This is a genomic window from Streptomyces aidingensis, assembly GCF_900112355.1.
GTDB lineage: Bacteria > Actinomycetota > Actinomycetes > Streptomycetales > Streptomycetaceae > Streptomyces > Streptomyces aidingensis.
On the sequence record NZ_FOLM01000001.1, the window covers coordinates 105,817 to 124,128 of the forward strand.

The following is an 18,312-nucleotide window of genomic DNA, read 5'->3' on the forward strand; positions in this document are numbered from 1 at the left end:
GGCTGCACGCGTCCCCCGGGGGTCAGGACGACCGGGGAGTGCGTGCCGGTTCCACCCGTCCGGTGACCTCGCCCAGGCCGATGCGGCGGCCGGCCCCGGCGGGTGCCCAGGCGGTCAGGGTGACCTCGTCGCCGTCCTCCAGAAAGACCCGCTCGGTGCCGTCCGGCAGCCGCACCGGATCCCGGCCGCCCCAGGTCATCTCCAGCAGGCAGCCGCGCTCATGCGGGCCGGGACCGCTGACCGTGCCGGAGGCGAAGAGGTCGCCGGTGCGCAGCGAGGCGCCGTTGACGGTCAGATGGGCGAGCTGCTGGGCGGCCGTCCAGTACATCGCGGCGAACGGCGGCCCGGACAGCCGCTGTCCGTTCAGCAGCACCTCCAGCCGCAGATCCAGCCCCCACTCCTCGCCCCCGGTGTCGTCGAGATACGGCAGCAGCGGGTGGCTGCGCGGCGGCGGGGCCGTGCGGGCGCCGTCCAGCGCGTCCAGCGGGGTCACCCAGGCCGAGACGGAGGTGGCGAAGGACTTGCCCAGGAACGGCCCCAGCGGGCGGTACTCCCAGGCCTGGAGATCCCGCGCCGACCAGTCGTTGAGCAGACAGACGCCGAAGAGGTGGTCGCGGGCGGCGGCCATCCCCACCGGTTCCCCCAGCGGGCTGGGCGTGCCCACCACAAAGCCCACCTCGGCCTCGATGTCCAGCCGCCGGGACGGGCCGAAGCCCGGCGCGGCGGCGTCCGGCGCCCGGTGCTGGCCGTGCGGGCGGATCACCGGGGTGCCGGAGACCACCACCGTGCCGGCCCGGCCGTGGTATCCGATCGGCAGGTGCTTCCAGTTGGGGGTGAGCGGCTCGGCCTCGGGCCGGAAGATCCGGCCCACGGTGGCGGCATGGTGCTCGCTGGCGTAGAAGTCGACGTAGTCCGCCACCTCGAAGGGCAGATGCAGGGTGAGCGGGCGGCCGGGGTCGTCCAGCCGGGGCAGCAGGCCGCGGCCGGCCAGCAGCCGCAGGGTGCCGGGATCGGTGAGCCAGGAGCGCACGGCGGCCCGGACCTCGGTCCACACCGGGCGTCCGGCGGCCATCAGCGGGTTCAGCACGGGCGCGGCGAGCAGCGCGGCGTGCCGGCGGTGCGGGCCGTCCAGGACGGCCGCGGCGCCGCCCAGGTCCAGCACATGGTTTCCGTAGCGGACGCCGATCCGGCGGGGTCCGCCGTCGGCGGAGAAGACACCGTAGGGAAGGTTGTCCGGCCCGAAGAGATCGTCCTCGGTCACCGTCGGCACCTCGATCATGCTGGTCTCAGACATGCCCGCCACCCTAGACGGCGTCCCCGGGGGCGGCCCCCGCCACGCGCTATCCGCCGATGGTGATCCACTTTCGACGGGATACCCTTCGATGGTCAGTACACCTCGGAGAAGGAGAAGCGGTCGTGACCGTCGTGGGGCCCTTCGGGGTGACCGTGCGGGACCAGGCCCTGGAGACGGATATCAGGGCCGGCCTGGCGGCTGTCGAGGCGGGGCTCGTCGAGGCCACCAAGAGCGATGTCCCGTTTCTCACCGAGGCGGCCCAGCATCTGGTGCGGGCCGGGGGCAAGCGGTTCCGGCCGCTGCTGGTGATGCTGGCGGCGCAGTTCGGCGACCCGCACGCGCCGGGTGTGGTGCCGGCCGCGGTCACCGTGGAACTGACCCATCTCGCGACCCTCTACCACGACGATGTGATGGACGAGGCCCAGGTGCGGCGCGGAGTGTCCAGCGCCAATTCCCGCTGGGACAACTCGGTGGCCGTGCTGACCGGCGACTTCCTGTTCGCCCGGGCCTCCTCCATCGTGGCGGAGCTGGGGCCGGAGGCGGTGCGCATCCAGGCGGAGGCGTTCGAGCGGCTGGTCACCGGCCAGATCCTGGAGACCGCGGGACCGCGTCCCGGGGACGATCCGGTGGCGCACTATCTGGATGTGGTGGCGGGCAAGACCGGCTCGCTGATCGCCGTCGCCGGACGGTTCGGCGCGCTGCTCTCCGGCGCGGAGGAGCGGACCGTCCATCTGCTGACCCGGTTCGGCGAGCGGATCGGGGTCGCCTTCCAGCTCGCCGACGATGTGCTGGACATCGCCAGCGAGGGCGATGTCTCGGGCAAGACCCCGGGCACCGATCTGCGCGAGGGCATCGCCACCCTGCCGGTGCTGCGGCTGCGGGAGCGGATCGCCCGGCCGGGCGGCGGCACCGCGGACGACCGGGCCCTGCTGGAGCTGCTGGACGGCGATCTGACGGACGAGGGCCGGCGCACCGAGGCACTGGCCGGGCTGCGGGCCCATCCGGTCCTCCAGGAGGCCAGGGCGGACGCGCTGGAGTACGCGGCCCGGGCCCGGGAGCTGCTCACCCCGCTGCCGGAGTGCCCGGCCCGGGCGGCGCTGGCCGGGCTGTGCGACAGCGTGGCCGACCGCGCCCGCTGAGGCCGCTCCCTTCCCCGTCCCGTCCCGTTCTCCTGCTTCGTCCGCCGCCTCCTCCGCCCCGGCGGTTTGCCCCTCCTGTGGCGGGCCACCCGGCGCCCCACCGGGATTCCCCTAAGGGACCGGGTCCCCGCCCGGGCCCGTGGTTCATCCCCCCGGAGGACGCGGACGAGCCCTTCGGCTGATGCCGCCGGCCCCCCTCGTCCGGTGAAATCGACAGTGTCCGGGGGACGAGCCGGAACAGCTCGACAAGGCTCACTGAGCAGAGCGGATGGGGATGGACATGGCAGCGAACGCAAAGCTCCGCCGAGTGCTGGTGCCGGCCGCGGTGGTCACCGGTGTGGCCGCGGCCGGCGCGGGGCTGTACCCGGCGCTGGCCAGCGACGGCAGCCCGGACCTGCCGGAGGTCACCGCCGAGGAACTGATCGTCCGGATCGCGGAGTCCGATACCGAGGAGCTGACCGGCACGGTGCGGGTCCGCTCCGGGTTCGAGATCCCGGGGCTGGCGGAGCTCGCCGAGTCCTTCGGCGGCAGCGAGGCCGGCCGGCTGGCGTCGCTGGCCAGCGGCACCAGCACACTGAAGGTGGCGGTGGACGGGCCCGAGCGGCAGCGCCTGGAGCTGGGCAGCGGCTCGGAGGAGTTCACCATGATCCACAACCAGGAGGACGTCTGGCTCTACGACGGGGCCGAGAACACCGCCTACCACTCCACCGTGCCGGAGCACCCGGATGTGGCCGAGGCCCCCGAGGACTGGGGGCCGTACGGGGAGCTCACCCCGCAGGAGCTGGCCGAGCGGGTGCTGGAGGAGACCGAGGGCACCGCCGAGCTCACCGTCCAGGGGACCGGCCGGGTGGCCGGCCAGGACGTCTACCAGCTCCTGGTGGAGCCCGTCGGCGACCACGGGAAAACCGGCTTCCTGACCGTCGAGTCGGTCCGCATCTCGGTGGACGCCGAGACCGGGCTGCCGCTCGCGGTGACCGTGAACAGCCCGGACCGGCAGCTCATGGATGTGGCCTTCTCGCAGATCAGCTATGACAGGCCGGCCGGCGGCAGCTTCGAGTTCACCCCGCCCGAGGGCGCCGAGGTGGTCGAGATCAACCCCGAGGCACCCTTGGAGGGCGTCTTCGGCGGCGAGGGCCTGTTCGAGCACTGAGCCCCGGCCCCGGACCCGGCGTCCGTCCCCGACGAACGGGACCCGCTCCCCGGCCCTTTCCCCTCGCCGGGCGCCGGGTCCCGTTCCCGTCGGGTTCCGGCGTGCGCCCCGCGCTCACCGGCCGACGGCGGCTGAGGTGCCGGCCGCGGGCGCCCGGGCGTCCCGGGCGCCATGGGCGCCATGGGCGGCGGCGCGGGTGCGGGCGGCCCGCAGGGCGGCCCGGGACAGCCGCGCCTGGCGCAGGGCGTCCCAGGTCAGCAGGGTCAGCGCGGTCCACACCAGGAGGAAGCCGGCCCAGCGCTCGGGCGGCATCTCCTCGTGGAAGGCCAGCACCCCGAGCAGGAACATGGTGGACGGCGCCAGGTACTGCATCAGCCCGACGGTGGACAGCGGCACCCGGACCGCCGCCGCGCCGAAGAAGATCAGCGGCAGCGCGGTCACCATCCCGGTGCCCACCAGCAGCACGGTGTGGCCGGTGCCCGCAGCGGTGAAGGTGGAATCGCCGCGCGCGCCGAGCAGCAGCAGATAGCCCAGCGCGGGCAGGAACTGGAGCGCCGCGTCCGCGCTGAACCCCTCCAGGCCGTCCAGCCCGGTCTGCTTCTTGACCAGGCCGTAGAGGGCGAAGGAGACGGAGAGGAACAGGGCCAGCCAGGGCACCTGGCCGTAGGCCACGGACATCACCAGCACCGCCGCCGCGCCGATGCCGACGGCGGTCCACTGCGCCGGGCGCAGCCGTTCGCGCAGCAGCACCACGCCGATGGCGATGGTGATCAGCGGGTTGATGAAGTAGCCCAGGGAGGCCTCGATCACCCGGTCGTTGGCCACCGTCCAGATGAAGCCGTACCAGTTGAGGGAGATCAGGGCGGCGGAGAGGAACACCAGGGCCAGCCGCTTCGGGCGGCGGACCAGCTCCCGTATCCACGCCCAGCGGCGGACCAGCAGCAGAAGCAGCAGCGCGCTGGGCAGCGACCACACCATGCGGTGGGCCAGCAGCTCGGCGGGCGGGGTGGCGTCCAGCGCGTGCCAGTAGACGGGCAGCAGCCCCCACATCCCGAACGCCGCCAGCCCGAAGGCCAGTCCGGTCCGCCGCTCGCTCCGCCGGCCGGCTTGCTGCGCGGCGCCCGCGTCCGTGCCCGCGCCCGTGCCCGCGCCCGCGCCCGCGTCCGTGCCCGTGCCTATGTCTGTGTCTGCACCCGTCTGCATCGCCGATCGTCTCCTTCGCCACGCGGGGCCGGCGGCGGCCGGTGCACCCAGCATGAAGGTAGTCGCGCGGGCGTCCCCCTGTCATTTCCGTTATCCGATTACGGTCCTGGCGTCGGAGTGAGGTGCGACACCCCCGTGGCGGCTCGCGGGACCGCCGCCCGCACTCGGGACGGGAAAGGGGCCGGACCGGCGCCGGGTGGGGGGCCGGTCCGGCCCCTTGGGCCGGGTCGCGCGGGGACAGGTCAGCCGCGCACGGTCCAGGTGTCGTTGCCCGCCAGCAGGGCGGCGAGATCGCCCTTGCCCTGGCTCTCGACCGCGCGTTCGAGCTGGTCGGCCATCAGGTCGTCGTACACCGGGCGGCGGATGTCGCGGAAGACGCCGATGGGGGTGCGGTGCAGGGTGTCGGGGTCGGCGAGGCGGGAGAGGGCGAAGGCGTTGGTGGGCGAGGCGGCGTGCGCGTCGTGGACGAGAACGCCCTCGGCGCCGCCCGCCTCGGCCAGGTCGATGACCTTGAGGTCGCCGGTGGCCGGGTCGCGGACCACGCCCTGGGAGCCGAGGCCGTCGCCGCCGTCCTCCTCGGCCCAGGGCAGGCCGAACCGGATGGGCCGGCCGTGTTCCAGGCGGATGACGGCTTCCTGGGCCTGCCGGCGGTCCTTGAGCGCCTCGAAGGCGCCGTCGTTGAAGATGTTGCAGTTCTGGTAGATCTCCACCAGTGCGGTGCCGGGGTGGGCGGCGGCGGCGCGCAGGACCTCGGTGAGGTGTTTGCGGTCCGAGTCGATGGTGCGGGCGACGAAGGAGGCCTCGGCGCCCAGCGCCAGGGAGACGGGGTTGAAGGGGGAGTCCAGGGAGCCCATCGGGGTGGACTTGGTGATCTTCCCGGCTTCGGAGGTGGGGCTGTACTGGCCCTTGGTCAGGCCGTAGATCCGGTTGTTGAACAGCAGAATCTTCAGGTTCACATTGCGGCGCAGGGCGTGGATCAGGTGGTTGCCGCCGATGGACAGCGCGTCGCCGTCGCCGGTGACCACCCAGACCGACAGGTCCCGGCGGGAGGCGGCCAGGCCGGTGGCGATGGCCGGGGCGCGGCCGTGGATGGAGTGCATCCCGTAGGTGTTCATGTAGTACGGGAAGCGGGAGGAGCAGCCGATGCCGGAGAGGAAGACGATGTTCTCCCGGGCCAGCCCGAGCTCGGGCATGAAGCCCTGCACGGCGGCCAGCACGGCGTAGTCGCCGCAGCCGGGGCACCAGCGCACTTCCTGGTCGGACTTGAAGTCCTTGGCGCTTTGCCTGCTCTCCGCCCTGGGGACCAGGGTCAGGGCCTCAGTGGGCATCGCTCGCCTCCTTGATGGCGCTCGCAAGCTGTTCGGCCTTGAAGGGCAGGCCGGTGACCTGGGTGAGGGAGTGGATGTCGACCAGATACCTGGCGCGCAGCAGGGCGGCGAGCTGGCCGAGGTTCATCTCCGGCACGATGACCCGGTCATAGGCCTTCAGCACCTGCCCGAGGTTGGCCGGGAAGGGGTTGAGGTGGCGCAGGTGGGCCTGGGCGATGTGGCCTCCGGCGCGCCGGATGCGGCGCACCGCGGCGGTGATGGGGCCATAGGTGGAGCCCCAGCCAAGCACGAGGGTGCGGGCGGCGGCGCCGGGGTCGTCCACGGCCACATCGGGCACGGCGATCCGGTCGATCTTGGCCTGGCGGGTGCGGACCATGTGGTCGTGGTTGGCCGGGTCGTAGGAGATGTTGCCGCTGCCGTCCTGCTTCTCGATGCCGCCGATGCGGTGTTCCAGGCCCGGGGTGCCGGGCACCGCCCAGGGCCGGGCCAGGGTCCGCTCGTCGCGCTTGTACGGCCAGAAGACCTCGGTGCCGTCGTCCAGGGTGTGGTTGGGGGCGGTGGCGAACTGCACCCGCAGATCAGGCAGGTCCGCCACCTCCGGGATGCGCCAGGGCTCGGAGCCGTTGGCCAGATAGCCGTCGGAGAGCAGGAACACCGGGGTGCGGTGGACCAGCGCGATCCGCACCGCCTCCAGCGCCGCGTCGAAGCAGCCGGCCGGGGTGGCCGCGGCCACCACCGGCACCGGGGCCTCCCCGTTGCGGCCGAACATCGCCTGCAGCAGGTCCGCCTGCTCGGTCTTGGTGGGCAGCCCCGTGGACGGACCGCCGCGCTGGATGTCCACCACCAGCAGCGGCAGCTCCAGCGTCACCGCCAGCCCGATGGTCTCCGACTTCAGCGCCACGCCCGGGCCGGAGGTGGTGGTCACCCCCAGACTTCCCCCGAAGGCCGCGCCGAGCGCCGCACCGATCGCGGCGATCTCGTCCTCCGCCTGGAAGGTGCGCACACCGAAGTTCTTGTGCCTGGACAGCTCGTGCAGGATGTCCGAGGCCGGGGTGATGGGGTAGGAGCCCAGGAACAGCGGCAGGTCCGCCTGCTGGGACGCGGTGATCAGTCCGTAGGACAGGGCCAGGTTCCCGGAGATGTTGCGGTAGGTCCCCGGCGGGAATGCCGAGGCCGCCGGCGCCACCTGGTAGGAGGTGGCGAAATCCTCCGTGGTCTCACCGAAGTTCCAGCCCGCCCGGAAGGCGGCGATATTGGCCTGCGCGATCTGTGGGCGCTTGGCGAACTTGGTGCGCAGAAAGTCCTCGGTGCCCTGCGTGGGGCGGCTGTACATCCACGACAGCAGCCCGAGGGCGAACATGTTCTTCGACCGTCCCGCGTCCTTGCGGGACAGCCCGAACTCCTTCAGCGCCTCCACCGTCAGGGTGGTCAGCGGCACCGGATGCACCCGGAAGGACTCCAGCGAGCCGTCCTCCAGCGGGGAGGCGTCATAGCCGACCTTGGCCATCGCCCGCGAGGTGAACTCGTCGGTGTTCACGATGATCTCCGCACCCGGCGGCAGATCCCCGACATTCGCCTTCAGCGCCGCCGGGTTCATCGCCACCAGCACATCCGGCCGGTCACCCGGGGTGAGGATGTCGTGGTCGGCGAAGTGCAACTGGAAGGACGACACCCCCGGCAGCGTCCCCGCCGGTGCCCGGATCTCCGCCGGGAAGTTCGGCAGCGTGGACAGATCGTTGCCGAACGAGGCCGTCTCGGAGGTGAAACGGTCACCCGTCAGCTGCATGCCGTCACCGGAGTCGCCCGCGAACCGGATGATCACCCGCTCCAGGCGCTGTACGGCCTTGTGTCCCGGCTGTTCCGGCGTTTCCGGCGGCTCGCCCGCTGCCTGGCCCGGCTGGTGGCCGGTGCCGGAGTCCGGGGCGGCCGGTTCGACCTGGCTGGTCACGTCAGTAGCACTCCCTTGAGGCGGCTCATCTGGGCCATCGTACGCGGGTAAGGGTTGCCTTCCTCGGGGCTGATCACATCGTGGACCCGGTTCTGAGACGTCCGTGTACTCCTCATGAACGTGCTCTGCCCCGGCTCCTGTTCCCTATCCCACTCCCGGGCCGAGTGTTCCGCGCCTTCCTCTAGAAACCCTCAACTCCCCGCGCAGTCCCGGTCGTATGAGACTCCGAGGAGCTTGTTGGACAGGCTGTAAATATGCTGGTGCTCAGCCTGCCGGGTGCTCAGGAATTGAGATAGGTCAGCACCGCCAGGACCCGGCGGTGATCCGTGTCACTCTGCGCCAGGCCCAGCTTGAGGAAGATGTTGCTGACGTGCTTCTCCACCGCGCCATGGCTGACCACCAGGGCGGCGGCGATGGCCGAATTCGTCCGGCCCTCGGCCATCAGCCCCAGCACCTCGCGCTCACGCGGAGTGAGCGAGGCCAGCACATCGTGGCGGCGGCTGCGGCCCAGCAACTGCGCCACCACCTCCGGGTCCAGCGCCGTGCCGCCGCCTGCCACCCGGGTCACCGCGTCCACGAACTCCCGGACCTCGGCCACCCGGTCCTTGAGCAGATAGCCCACCCCGCGCCCGGAGCCGGCGATCAGCTCGGTGGCGTACTGCTCCTCCACATACTGGGACAGCACCAGCACCCCCAGATCCGGGTACTCCCGGCGCAGCCGCACGGCGGCCCGCAGCCCCTCGTCGGTGTGGGTCGGCGGCATCCGTACATCCGCCACCACCACATCGGGCAGCCCGTCGGGGCCGTCCGCCAGCTCGTGCACCGCCTTCACCAGGGCCTCGCCGTCACCCACCCCGGCCACCACCCGCATGCCCCGGTCGGTGAGCAACCGGGTCAGCCCCTCCCGCAACAGCACCGAGTCCTCGGCGATGACCACCCGCATGCGCGTTACTCCGCTCCCCGTACCGGGCCGGCCCAGCACGGCCGGCGACGCGCACCAGCTTCTCACCCGGAGCGGGCGGCGGGGGACCGGACCGGCCGCCGGAAACCGGCACCCTCAGCCGCGGCCCGGGCGGTCGCGCCAGGGCAGCGCCGCGGTCACCGTGGTCGGCCCGCCGGCCGGGGAGGAGACGGCCAGCGCCCCGTCCACCGCCGCGATCCGCTCGGTCAGCCCGGCCAGCCCGGAACCCGCCCCGGTGTCCGCGCCGCCCCGGCCGTCGTCCGAGACCAGCACCATCAACTGGTCCCCGGTGCGCCAGATGTCCACCGAGGCGGACCGCGCGCGGCTGTGCTTGGACACGTTCTGCAGCAGCTCCGAGACCATGAAATAGGTGATGCCCTCGATCGCCTCGGCCGGCCGCTTCGGCAGGTCCACGTCCACCATCACCGGAACCGTGCACCGGGAGGCCAGCGCCGACAGCGCCGGGCCCAGCCCCCGGTCGGTGAGGATCGCCGGATGGATGCCGCGGGCCAGATCGCGCAGCTCCTGAAGCGCCAGCTTCACCTCGCCGTGCGCCTCGTCCACCATCCGGGCCGCCGCGTCCGGGTCCTCGGCCAGCTTCTCCTTGGCCAGACCCAGCCCCATGGCCAGCGCCACCAGCCGGGCCTGCGCGCCGTCGTGCAGATCCCGCTCGATGCGCCGCAGATCGGCCGCGGAGGTGTCCACCACCACCGAGCGGTTGGACTCCAGCTCCTGCACCCGGGCATCGGCCGCCGACGGGCCGAGCAGCCCGCCGACCATCAGCCGGTCCACCATGGCCAGGCCCCGGATCAGCCAGCCGGACAGATAGAGCAGCAGCAGGCCCACCAGGCTGACCAGCAGCGCCTCGGCCAGGGTGTCCCAGACCAGGCCGCCCCCGTGGCCGTCCAGATGGATCCCGGCGCGGTCGCTTCGGTCCATCAGCCAGAAGTACAGCGGGTAGAGCAGCGCCGACCAGGCCGCCGACCACAGCGACACCACCAGCGAGAAACTGACCACCGCCCACGGCAGGTGGAACAGCGCGTACCCCGTGCTGCGCCAGCACTCGCCGCTGCGCAGCACCGCCGACATCCACTCCATCAGGCCGCGCCGCCCCTTGGCCAGCAGCGGACGCGGGCCGGGCACCGGCAGCCCGAGCAGCCACTGGGCGCGGGTGCGCTCCACATAGCCGAAGGCGCGCAGCGAGACCAGCGTCAGACAGAGCAGGGGCAGGCCGACAAAGGTGATCAGCAGCCCGACGCTGGTGGACAGGGCGGTCACCGCGAAGCAGAAGGCGAACAGCGCCATCGGCAGGTTGAGCAGCGCGTACAGGCCCTCGCGCAGGGTGCGCGGGCCCACCATCACGGAGACCGCGGTGCTCCACAGCCTTCTGGCACCGCCGGTGCCGGTGCCGTCGCCGATCCCGCCGTCGCCGCTCCGCTCACCCGCGTGGTGCGGGTTGCGCGACACCGCAGTGCTGCTCATGGCGCCTGCCACTTCCCTTCCCTCCGTTCGCCGCGCCCGGACCGGCCGGCACGGCCGGTCCGCCCGGTGCGGTGAGCGGCACAGCGCACCGCTCGCTCACCCAAGACTGCCCGCTGCCCGCCCGTGCCCGCCATGGGGTGCGTCGGTCTCCCTTGGTAGGGCTAACCCCACCTTCCGTCCCACGCGTATCCTGGCGCCTGAGCCGTGCCGCCCGTGACCGGTGCCGCAGGCGCCGGACCGGCCGAATCGCCGCCCCGTACCGAAGCGGCCGGCTCCGGCGGCCTATCAGGTGCTCTCACTTTGTGTCATGATCTGATCACAGGAGTTGGGCATCGTGCGGAGCGTCGTGGACGTCGGCTGCCGGCCCGGCCGGAAACGGCCCGGGCCCACGCCGGGAAGGAGAGGGCCGGCCGTGTTCGGAGAGCGTCGACGGCGGCTGGCCGAAGCCATGGAATGGCGCGGTGACTGGCCTCTCGAAGCGCCGTGGATACGGCATGCCGTGGGCGCGCTGCCCCGCCACCGCTTCGCTCCCGACCGGGTCTACCACTGCGTGGGCCGCATCTATGTCCCGGTCGACCGCTGGACCCAGCCCGACCGCTGGGCGGATGTGATCTACGCCGGCCCGGACGACCCGACCGTCGTCCAGGTCGCCGACGGCCGGCCGGCACTCACCATCGCCTCCCCCGCCGCCGTGGTCGCCATGCTGGCCGCGCTCGCCCCGGAGCCCGGCGAACACCTGCTGGAGCTGGGCACCGGCACCGGCTGGAACGCGGCGCTGCTCTCCTGGCGCACCGGCCCCGGCAATGTGGTGAGCGTGGAACCCGATCCGCGCCTGGCCGACCAGGCCCGCCGCCGGCTCGACGGGATCAGCGCCGAGGTCGCGGTGGAGACCGGCGACCCGGCCGCGGGCCGGCCGGACGGCGCGCCCTACGACGGAGTGATCGCCACCTCGCCCGCCGAACGCATTCCCTGGACCTGGGTGGCGCAGACCCGGCCGGGCGGCCGGATCGTCGTCCCCTGGGGCCGGACCGGCCATCTTCTGCTGCGGGTGGCCGAGGACGGCCGCTCGGCCGGCGGGCAGGTGCGGTCCCGGCCGCAGAACTCCACCCCCTGTGACGACGAGCCGCGCCGGAGCCCGGCCGCCCCGGAACCGGACGGGCTCGACGGCACCGGCAGTCCCGAGGGGATCGGCGTCACCGTCACCGCCGACAAGCAGACCGTCTGGCTGCGCGACGAGGACAACGTCCTGGACGTCTCCACCAGCCAGGGCGAGCGGCCCTGAGCCCGGCCGGGGCCGGGGTGGGAATCGAGTGGTTCCCGGGACGCACCGGTCACAACGCGTCGCTCACCCCCTAGACTCCCGTCCGTACGGCGGACCGGCCGGTGCCGGCCGACGCCGGACGGCCGTCCGCGGGGGCCGCGCAGCGCCACCGCAGCGCCACCACAGCAGCACAGCAGCACCACAGCAGAAGATGACCCACCACCACCAAAGGGGCCACCCAGGTGCCGGACTACTTCCACGGCTATGCGGTCGTCGGACTGGTCGCGGTCGTCGGCGTGCTCTTCGTCGCCGTGGCCTTCACCGCCGGACGGCTGCTGCGCCCGGTGGCGCCGACCCCGGAGAAGCTGCTCGTCTACGAGTGCGGCATCGACCCCGTCGGGGAAGGCTGGGCGCACACCCAGATCCGCTACTACCTCTACTCCTTCCTCTATGTGATCTTCGCGGTGGACGCGATCTTCCTCTTCCCCTGGGCGGCGGTGTTCGCGGCCGACGGATTCGGCGGGGTCACCCTCGCCGAGATGTTCCTCTTCCTGGGCTTTCTGGCGGCCGGCCTGTTCTACGCCTGGCGAAAGGGCGTGCTCACATGGACCTGACCCCGGTGCACCCGCCGCCCCGGCTGGGCCCGCTGGCCCGGCTCGCCCCCGAGCCCATGAAGGTCGTCCTCAACTGGGGCCGCCGCTACAGCCTGTGGGTCTTCAACTTCGGACTGGCCTGCTGCGCCATCGAATTCATCGCCGCCTCCATGGCCCGGCACGACTTCATCCGGCTGGGCGTCATCCCGTTCGCGCCCGGCCCCCGCCAGGCGGATCTGATGGTGGTCTCCGGCACGGTCACCGACAAGATGGCGCCGGCGGTGAAACGGCTCTACGAGCAGATGCCCGAGCCCAAGTACGTCATCTCCTTCGGCGCCTGCTCCAACTGCGGCGGCCCGTACTGGGACTCCTACGCCGTCACCAAGGGCGTGGACCAGATCATCCCGGTCGATGTGTATGTGCCGGGCTGCCCGCCCCGTCCCGAGGCGCTGCTGCAGGGCATCCTCAAGCTCCAGGAGAAGATCGCCGAGGAGTCGACCGCCGAGCGCTACCGCTCCCGGCCGCCCTCGGCCGCCGCCCTGACCAGCCCGCTGACCCCGCCGCCGGCGGGACCGGCGCCCGCGGGAGGCGAGCAGTGAGCTGGCTGGACCGGGACGCCGATCAGATCTTCGGCGAGGGCGCCACCGCCCACGAGTCCTACTCCGTCCTCACCGTGGACGTCCCGGCGCAGCGCTGGCACCGGGCCGCGCTGACCGCACGGGACGAACTCGGCTGCACCTACTTCGACTGGCTCAGCGCGGTGGACGAACAGGACGCCGGTTTCCTGGTCTGCCTGCATGTGGCGGCGCTCGGCGGGACGGCGGGCACCGCCCCGCGCCGGCTGCTGCTGCGCACCGCGCTCCCGCGCGACGCCGCCGAACTGCCCACCCTGACCGATGTCTATCCCGGCGCCAACTGGCACGAGCGGGAGACCCACGAGATGTTCGGCCTGCGCTTCGCGGGCCATCCCAGCCCCGGGAAGCTGCTGCTGCCCGAGAGCTTCGAGGGCCATCCGCTGCGCAAGGACTTCGTGCTCGCCGCCCGGGTGGCCAAGGCGTGGCCGGGGGCCAAGGAACCGGGCGAGCCGGCGCACGGCGGCCCCCGGCGCCGCCAGATGCTGCCGCCGGGCGTGCCCGACCCCAACGAATGGGGACCGCTCAAGGGCAAGCTCCCCGCGGCCCCCGAACGCCCCGAACGTCCCGGCCGTCCCGGCCGCCCCGCCGCCTCCGGCGAGGCCCCGGCGCGCCGGCCGCGCCGCACCCGCTCCGCGTCCGAGGGCTCGGCGAGCCGGCGGCGCCCGCCGGCCCCGCCGGGCGAGGGCGAGCCGGCGGAGCGGGACTCCGCCCGGGGCGCGGTACGCAGCGGCGACGCGCCATGGCTGCGGCCCGCGGACGGCGAACGCCCGGAGGGCCGTGACCGCGAGGAGGGGGAGGACTGAATGGACGTGCTGGACGTCTCGCTGCGCATCGGCGGCGTGCTGCTCGCCTTCCTCCTGCTCCCGCTGCTCGTCGGCCAGGCCGAGCACAAGGTGATGGCCCATATGCAGGGCCGGCTCGGCCCCATGCACGCCGGCGGCTTCCACGGCTGGGCCCAGCTCGTCGCCGACGGCGTCAAGTTCGCGCAGAAGGAGGACGTGGTCCCGCAGGGCGCGGACCGCACGCTGTTCCGGCTGGCTCCGGCCGTGGCGCTGATCCCGTATCTGATCGTGCTGATCGCCATCCCCGTCGGCCCGGGCGGCATGGTCGGCGAGGTCATCGACGCCGGGATCTTCTTCGTCCTCGCCGTGCTCGGCGTCGGCGTCCTCGGCTCCCTCATGGGCGGCTGGGCCTCCGCCAACAAGTACTCGCTGCTCGGCGGCCTGCGCACCGCCGCCCAGCTCATGGCCTATGAACTGCCCCTGATCCTGGCCGCCGCCTCCGTGGTGATGGCCGCCGGCACCCTCTCCCTGCCCGGCATCCTGGACGCCTTCGCCTGGTGGTGGGTGCCCTGGCAGCTCATCGGCGGCTTCGTCTTCTTCACCGCCGGCATCGCCGAGCTGCACCGGCCGCCCTTTGACGCGCCGCTGGCGCCCGAGGAGATCATCTTCGGCGCCTTCACCGAATACTCCGGCCTGCGCTTCGCGCTGTTCCTGCTCGCCGAGTACGCCGGCATCGTGGTCGTCGCCGCGCTCACCGCCGTTCTCTTCCTCGGCGGCTGGCACGGGCCGCTGCCCGACCAGCTCGGCTGGCTGTGGACCACGCTCAAGACGGCCGTCCTCTGTTTCCTGGTCATCTGGGCACGGGTCGCCTGGCCACGGCTGCGGGTGGACCAGATCCAGCGCTTCGCCTGGACCGTCCTCGTCCCGCTCGCCCTGGCGCAGATCGCGCTCACCGGCGTGGTGAAGGTGGTGTTCCTGTGAGTCTCGGTTCCGGACTGGCCAAGGGCCTGGCCGTCACCTTCCGCGCCATGACCCGGCGGGCCGTCACCCAGCAGTACCCGGAGACGCTGCCCGAACTGCCGCCCCGCAGCCGGGGCGTGATCGGGCTGTTCGAGGAGAACTGCACGGTCTGCATGCTGTGCGCCCGGGAGTGCCCCGACTGGTGCATCTACATCGACTCGCACAAGGAGACCGTCCCGCCCGCCGCCCCCGGCGGACGCGAGCGCAGCCGCAACGTCCTGGACCGCTTCGCCATCGACTTCGCGCTCTGCATGTACTGCGGGATCTGCGTCGAGGTCTGCCCCTTCGACGCCCTGTTCTGGTCCCCGGAGTTCGAGTACGCCGAGACCGATATCCGCGATCTCACCCATGAACGCGACAAGCTGCGCGAATGGATGTGGACGGTGCCCGAGCCGCCTCCGCCGGACCCCTCGGCCGAGGAGGCCAAGGAGACCGCCGCCGCCCGCAGGACCGCGGACCGGCGGGCGGCCGAACGGAGCCGGCCGGCCGAACAGGCCGAACAGGCCGAACAGGCCGAAGGAGACCGGGAACCGGGGGAGGGGAGCGCCTCGTGAATCCGCTGCTCGCGCCCGCCGTGCTCACCGCCGCCCCCGGCGAGACCCGCGAGTTCCTGTCCCCGGCCGGCGTGGAGATCGTCTTCGTGCTGGTCGGGCTCGTCACCCTGGGCGCCGGCATCCTCTGCGTCACCAGCCGCCAACTGGTGCACGCCGCCCTCTACCTGGTGGTGGCGCTCGGCGGGCTCGCCGTCCACTATCTGCTGCTCACCGCCGAGTTCATCGCCTGGGTGCAGGTGCTGATCTATCTGGGCTCCGTGGTGGTGCTGCTGCTGTTCGGGCTGATGCTCACCCGGGCGCCCATCGGCCCGTCCCCGGACGCCGACTCCCGCAACCGGCCGGTGGCGCTGGCCGTCGCCGTCCTGGCCGCCGCCACCCTGGTCACCCTGGTGGCCGACGCCTTCCGCACCACCTGGATCGAGCTCGACACCCCGCACGGCCGCTCCGGCGACATCGGCGCCAGCCTGTTCCGGCACTGGGTGCTGCCGTTCGAGCTGCTGTCGGTGATCCTGCTGGCCGCCCTGGTCGGCGCCATCGTCATCTCCCGCAAACGGGGCCCGGCGCCCGCTGAGGAGGAGCAGCGCTAGATGCATCTGGTCTATCCCGCGGTGCTGTCCGCCCTGCTGTTCAGCACCGGCGTGTACGGCGTGCTGGCCCGGCGCAACGCCATCCTGGTGCTGATGTCGGTCGAGCTGATGCTGGCCGCCGTGGGCCTCAACTTCGTCGCCTTCGACGTCTGGCTGCGCGACACCCTGCACTCCGGGCAGGTCTTCACCCTCTTCCTGATCGCACTGGCCGCCGCCGAGATCGGCATCGGGCTGGCCATCGTGCTGCTGGTCTACCGCACCTACGGGGACAACGCCGTCGACCGCCTGCGGGCACTCGGCGACCGCCGCGCCGATGGCGGCGACGCCGGCCGCGGCACCGATCCGGGCCGGGACGCCGGGGACGCCGGGGACACCGGGGACACCGGGGAACCGGCGGCGGCGCCCGCCGGCGGTGCCGCCCACGAGCGAGAGGCAGCCGCCTGAGTGAACACCATCACCGCCGCCGCCCTCGTCCCGCTGCTGCCCTTCGCCGCCGCGGCCCTGATCCTGCTCACCGGACGCTCCGCGCCCGGCTTCGTCCGCCCCCTGGCGGTGCTGCCCACCCTCACCGCCGCCGGCCTGGCCGTCCTGGTCGCCGTCCGCCAGGGCGAGGACCACCGCACCCTGCTGGCCGCCACCGAACTCACCCCCACCGGCGACGCCGCCCTGCCCGTCTCCCTCGCCCTCCAGCTCGACGGCTACTCCGTGCCGGTCGCCGTGCTGGTCGCCGTCGTCGCCTCCGCCGTGCAGATCTACTCCACCGGCTACCTCCGCGACGACCCGCGCTACCCCTCCTACGCCGCCCTGGTCTCCCTCTTCACCGCGGCCATGCTGCTGGTCGTCTACACCGACGATCTGATGGTGCTGCTGGTCGGCTGGGAGGTCATGGGCATCTGCTCCTACTTCCTGGTCGGCCACTACTGGGAGACCCCCGCCGCCCGGGCCGCCTCCCTCAAGGCGTTCCTGGTCACCAAGCTCGGCGATGTGCCGTTCCTGATCGGCATCCTGGCCCTGGCCACCGACACCGGCACCTTCCGGATCAGCGCCATCACCGCGAGCCTCACCGGCGACGGGGCCACCCCGCCGGAGCACCCCACCCTGATCGCGCTGCTGCTGCTGGCGGGCGTGGCCGGCAAGTCCGCCCAGGTGCCGCTGCACACCTGGCTGCCCGACGCCATGGCCGGCCCCACCCCGGTCTCCGCGCTGATCCACGCCGCCACCATGGTCGCCGCCGGGGTCTGGCTGGTCGCCCGGCTGCTGCCCGTCTTCACCGCCTCCGCCGCCGCCCTGGTGGTGCTGGCGGTGCTGGCCGCGCTCACCATGACCGGCTCCGCCCTGGCCGCCCTCGCCCAGGACGATGTCAAACGGGTGCTGGCCTACTCCACCATCGGCCAGCTCGGCCTGATGACCGGCGCCCTGGCCGTGGCCGACCGGGACGCCGCGGTCTTCCACCTGCTCACCCACGGCGCCTTCAAGGCCCTGCTGTTCCTGGCCGCCGGGGTGCTCATCCACGCCGCCGGCACCGGCTCGCTCACCGCCCTGGCCCGCATGCGCGACCTGCGGTACAGCGCCCCCGACGCGTTCTGGGGCCTCACCATCGGCCTGCTGGCCCTGGCCGCGCTGCCCCCGTTCGCCGGCTTCTTCTCCAAGGAGGCCGTGGTGGTGGCCGCCGAGCACGCCGCCCGCGGCGCCGGCCACGGCTCCCCGGTGCCGGTGGCGGCCGGCTGGACGGTGCTGGTCGCCGCCGTGATCACCGCCCTGCTCACCGCCTGCTACGCCACCCGGCTGTGGCTGATGGCCTTCCACGACCCGGTCGGCGCCCGCCCCGAGCCGGCCCCCCGCGCCGCGCCCGTCTCCCCGGCCATGAGCCTGATGCTGTGGCTGCTCGCGCTCCCCGCCCTCGGGCTCGGCATCGCCTACCGGTGGCTGCCCGACTGGTTCCCGGACGGCACCCCCCTGGAGCCCGAGCTCACCACCTCCGCCACCGCCACCGGCGCCGCCCTGCTGGGCATCCTGCTCGGCTACGGCGCCTGGCGCCGCCGCTACGAGACCGACGACGCCGCCGACCCCGGTCCCGCCCTGCTCGGCCGCCTGTTCCGGCCCGCCGCCGCCGGTTTCCGGCTGGACGGCCTCTACGCGGCGCTGTTCGTCCGGCCCGTCGGCGGCGCCGCCCGGCTGGTCCGCTTCCTGGACCGGGAGGTGGTCGGCACCTATGTGCGCGGTGCGGCCGGCGCCCCCGGCCGGCTGGGCGCCCTCACCCGCCGCGCCCAGACCGGCAATGTGCAGACCTACCTCAGCGTGCTCGCCGCCGGCGCCCTGGTGCTGGCCGCCACCGCCGTCCTCACCACCGCCGGAGGATGAGCCGAAGTGATCAC

17 protein-coding genes are annotated in these 18,312 nt (G+C 73.0%); 11 read left to right on the forward strand and 6 right to left on the reverse strand.

The genetic code is table 11. The features are described from left to right. Positions 1 to 22 precede the first annotated feature (22 nt). On the reverse strand, positions 23 to 1,294 hold the full coding sequence (gene fahA / locus BM242_RS00450; protein ID WP_093836573.1) for a fumarylacetoacetase: 1,272 nt from the start codon (positions 1,292 to 1,294) through the stop codon (positions 23 to 25). A gap of 122 nt (positions 1,295 to 1,416) precedes the next feature. On the opposite strand from fahA, the gene BM242_RS00455 reads away from it, so the two are divergent. Beyond that, complete coding sequence (locus tag BM242_RS00455; RefSeq protein WP_093836574.1) at positions 1,417 to 2,433, forward strand: polyprenyl synthetase family protein; 1,017 nt, start codon at positions 1,417 to 1,419, stop codon at positions 2,431 to 2,433. 280 nt (positions 2,434 to 2,713) lie between these two features. Beyond that, positions 2,714 to 3,583: a LolA family protein gene (locus BM242_RS00460; protein WP_139238230.1), complete on the forward strand. Its 870-nt coding sequence runs from the start codon at positions 2,714 to 2,716 to the stop codon at positions 3,581 to 3,583. Positions 3,584 to 3,697: 114 nt separating this feature from the next. Here the strand turns inward: BM242_RS00460 and rarD are convergent, their stop codons facing one another. The 5 genes from rarD to BM242_RS00485 all read right to left on the reverse strand — a co-directional run bounded on the left by rarD (position 3,698) and on the right by BM242_RS00485 (position 10,505). Beyond that, on the reverse strand, positions 3,698 to 4,633 hold the full coding sequence (gene rarD / locus BM242_RS00465) for an EamA family transporter RarD (RefSeq protein WP_245833795.1): 936 nt from the start codon (positions 4,631 to 4,633) through the stop codon (positions 3,698 to 3,700). 395 nt (positions 4,634 to 5,028) lie between these two features. Then, entirely contained in the window at positions 5,029 to 6,114 is a 1,086-nt protein-coding gene (locus BM242_RS00470; RefSeq protein WP_093836577.1) for a 2-oxoacid:ferredoxin oxidoreductase subunit beta, read from the reverse strand. Next, the gene (locus BM242_RS00475) at positions 6,104 to 8,062 is read right to left on the reverse strand and encodes a 2-oxoacid:acceptor oxidoreductase subunit alpha (RefSeq protein WP_093836578.1); all 1,959 of its coding nucleotides are present in this window, start codon (positions 8,060 to 8,062) and stop codon (positions 6,104 to 6,106) included. The genes BM242_RS00470 and BM242_RS00475 overlap by 11 nt, the downstream gene beginning before the upstream one ends. A 280-nt stretch (positions 8,063 to 8,342) precedes the next feature. Further along, positions 8,343 to 9,005 (reverse strand): response regulator transcription factor, encoded by a 663-nt coding sequence (locus BM242_RS00480; protein WP_093836579.1) that lies wholly within the window; start codon positions 9,003 to 9,005, stop codon positions 8,343 to 8,345. Positions 9,006 to 9,119: 114 nt separating this feature from the next. Next, complete coding sequence (locus tag BM242_RS00485; RefSeq protein WP_093836580.1) at positions 9,120 to 10,505, reverse strand: sensor histidine kinase; 1,386 nt, start codon at positions 10,503 to 10,505, stop codon at positions 9,120 to 9,122. Positions 10,506 to 10,917: 412 nt separating this feature from the next. On the opposite strand from BM242_RS00485, the gene BM242_RS00490 reads away from it, so the two are divergent. The 9 genes from BM242_RS00490 (at position 10,918) to BM242_RS00530 (ending at position 18,298) form a co-directional block, all read left to right on the forward strand. Beyond that, on the forward strand, positions 10,918 to 11,787 hold the full coding sequence (locus BM242_RS00490; RefSeq protein ID WP_245833715.1) for a methyltransferase domain-containing protein: 870 nt from the start codon (positions 10,918 to 10,920) through the stop codon (positions 11,785 to 11,787). Between the two features lie 221 nt (positions 11,788 to 12,008). Then, entirely contained in the window at positions 12,009 to 12,380 is a 372-nt protein-coding gene (locus BM242_RS00495) for an NADH-quinone oxidoreductase subunit A (protein ID WP_093836581.1), read from the forward strand. Next, positions 12,371 to 12,958 carry an NADH-quinone oxidoreductase subunit B gene (locus BM242_RS00500; protein ID WP_093836582.1) on the forward strand — a complete coding sequence of 196 codons (588 nt, stop codon included), beginning with the start codon at positions 12,371 to 12,373 and terminating at the stop codon, positions 12,956 to 12,958. The genes BM242_RS00495 and BM242_RS00500 overlap by 10 nt, the downstream gene beginning before the upstream one ends. Next, entirely contained in the window at positions 12,955 to 13,797 is an 843-nt protein-coding gene (locus tag BM242_RS00505; protein WP_093836583.1) for an NADH-quinone oxidoreductase subunit C, read from the forward strand. The genes BM242_RS00500 and BM242_RS00505 overlap by 4 nt, the downstream gene beginning before the upstream one ends. Further along, positions 13,798 to 14,757: a complex I subunit 1/NuoH family protein gene (locus tag BM242_RS00510; protein ID WP_093836584.1), complete on the forward strand. Its 960-nt coding sequence runs from the start codon at positions 13,798 to 13,800 to the stop codon at positions 14,755 to 14,757. A gap of 47 nt (positions 14,758 to 14,804) precedes the next feature. Beyond that, entirely contained in the window at positions 14,805 to 15,350 is a 546-nt protein-coding gene (locus tag BM242_RS00515) for a 4Fe-4S binding protein (protein ID WP_093837248.1), read from the forward strand. A 5-nt stretch (positions 15,351 to 15,355) separates the two neighbouring features. Beyond that, positions 15,356 to 15,937, forward strand: coding sequence for an NADH-quinone oxidoreductase subunit J family protein (locus BM242_RS00520; protein ID WP_093837249.1), 582 nt, complete (start codon positions 15,356 to 15,358; stop codon positions 15,935 to 15,937). Next, positions 15,938 to 16,381 (forward strand): NADH-quinone oxidoreductase subunit NuoK, encoded by a 444-nt coding sequence (gene nuoK / locus BM242_RS00525; RefSeq protein ID WP_093836585.1) that lies wholly within the window; start codon positions 15,938 to 15,940, stop codon positions 16,379 to 16,381. After that, positions 16,382 to 18,298, forward strand: a complete 1,917-nt coding sequence (locus BM242_RS00530; protein ID WP_093836586.1) for an NADH-quinone oxidoreductase subunit 5 family protein — start codon at positions 16,382 to 16,384, stop codon at positions 18,296 to 18,298. Positions 18,299 to 18,312: the final 14 nt, after the last annotated feature.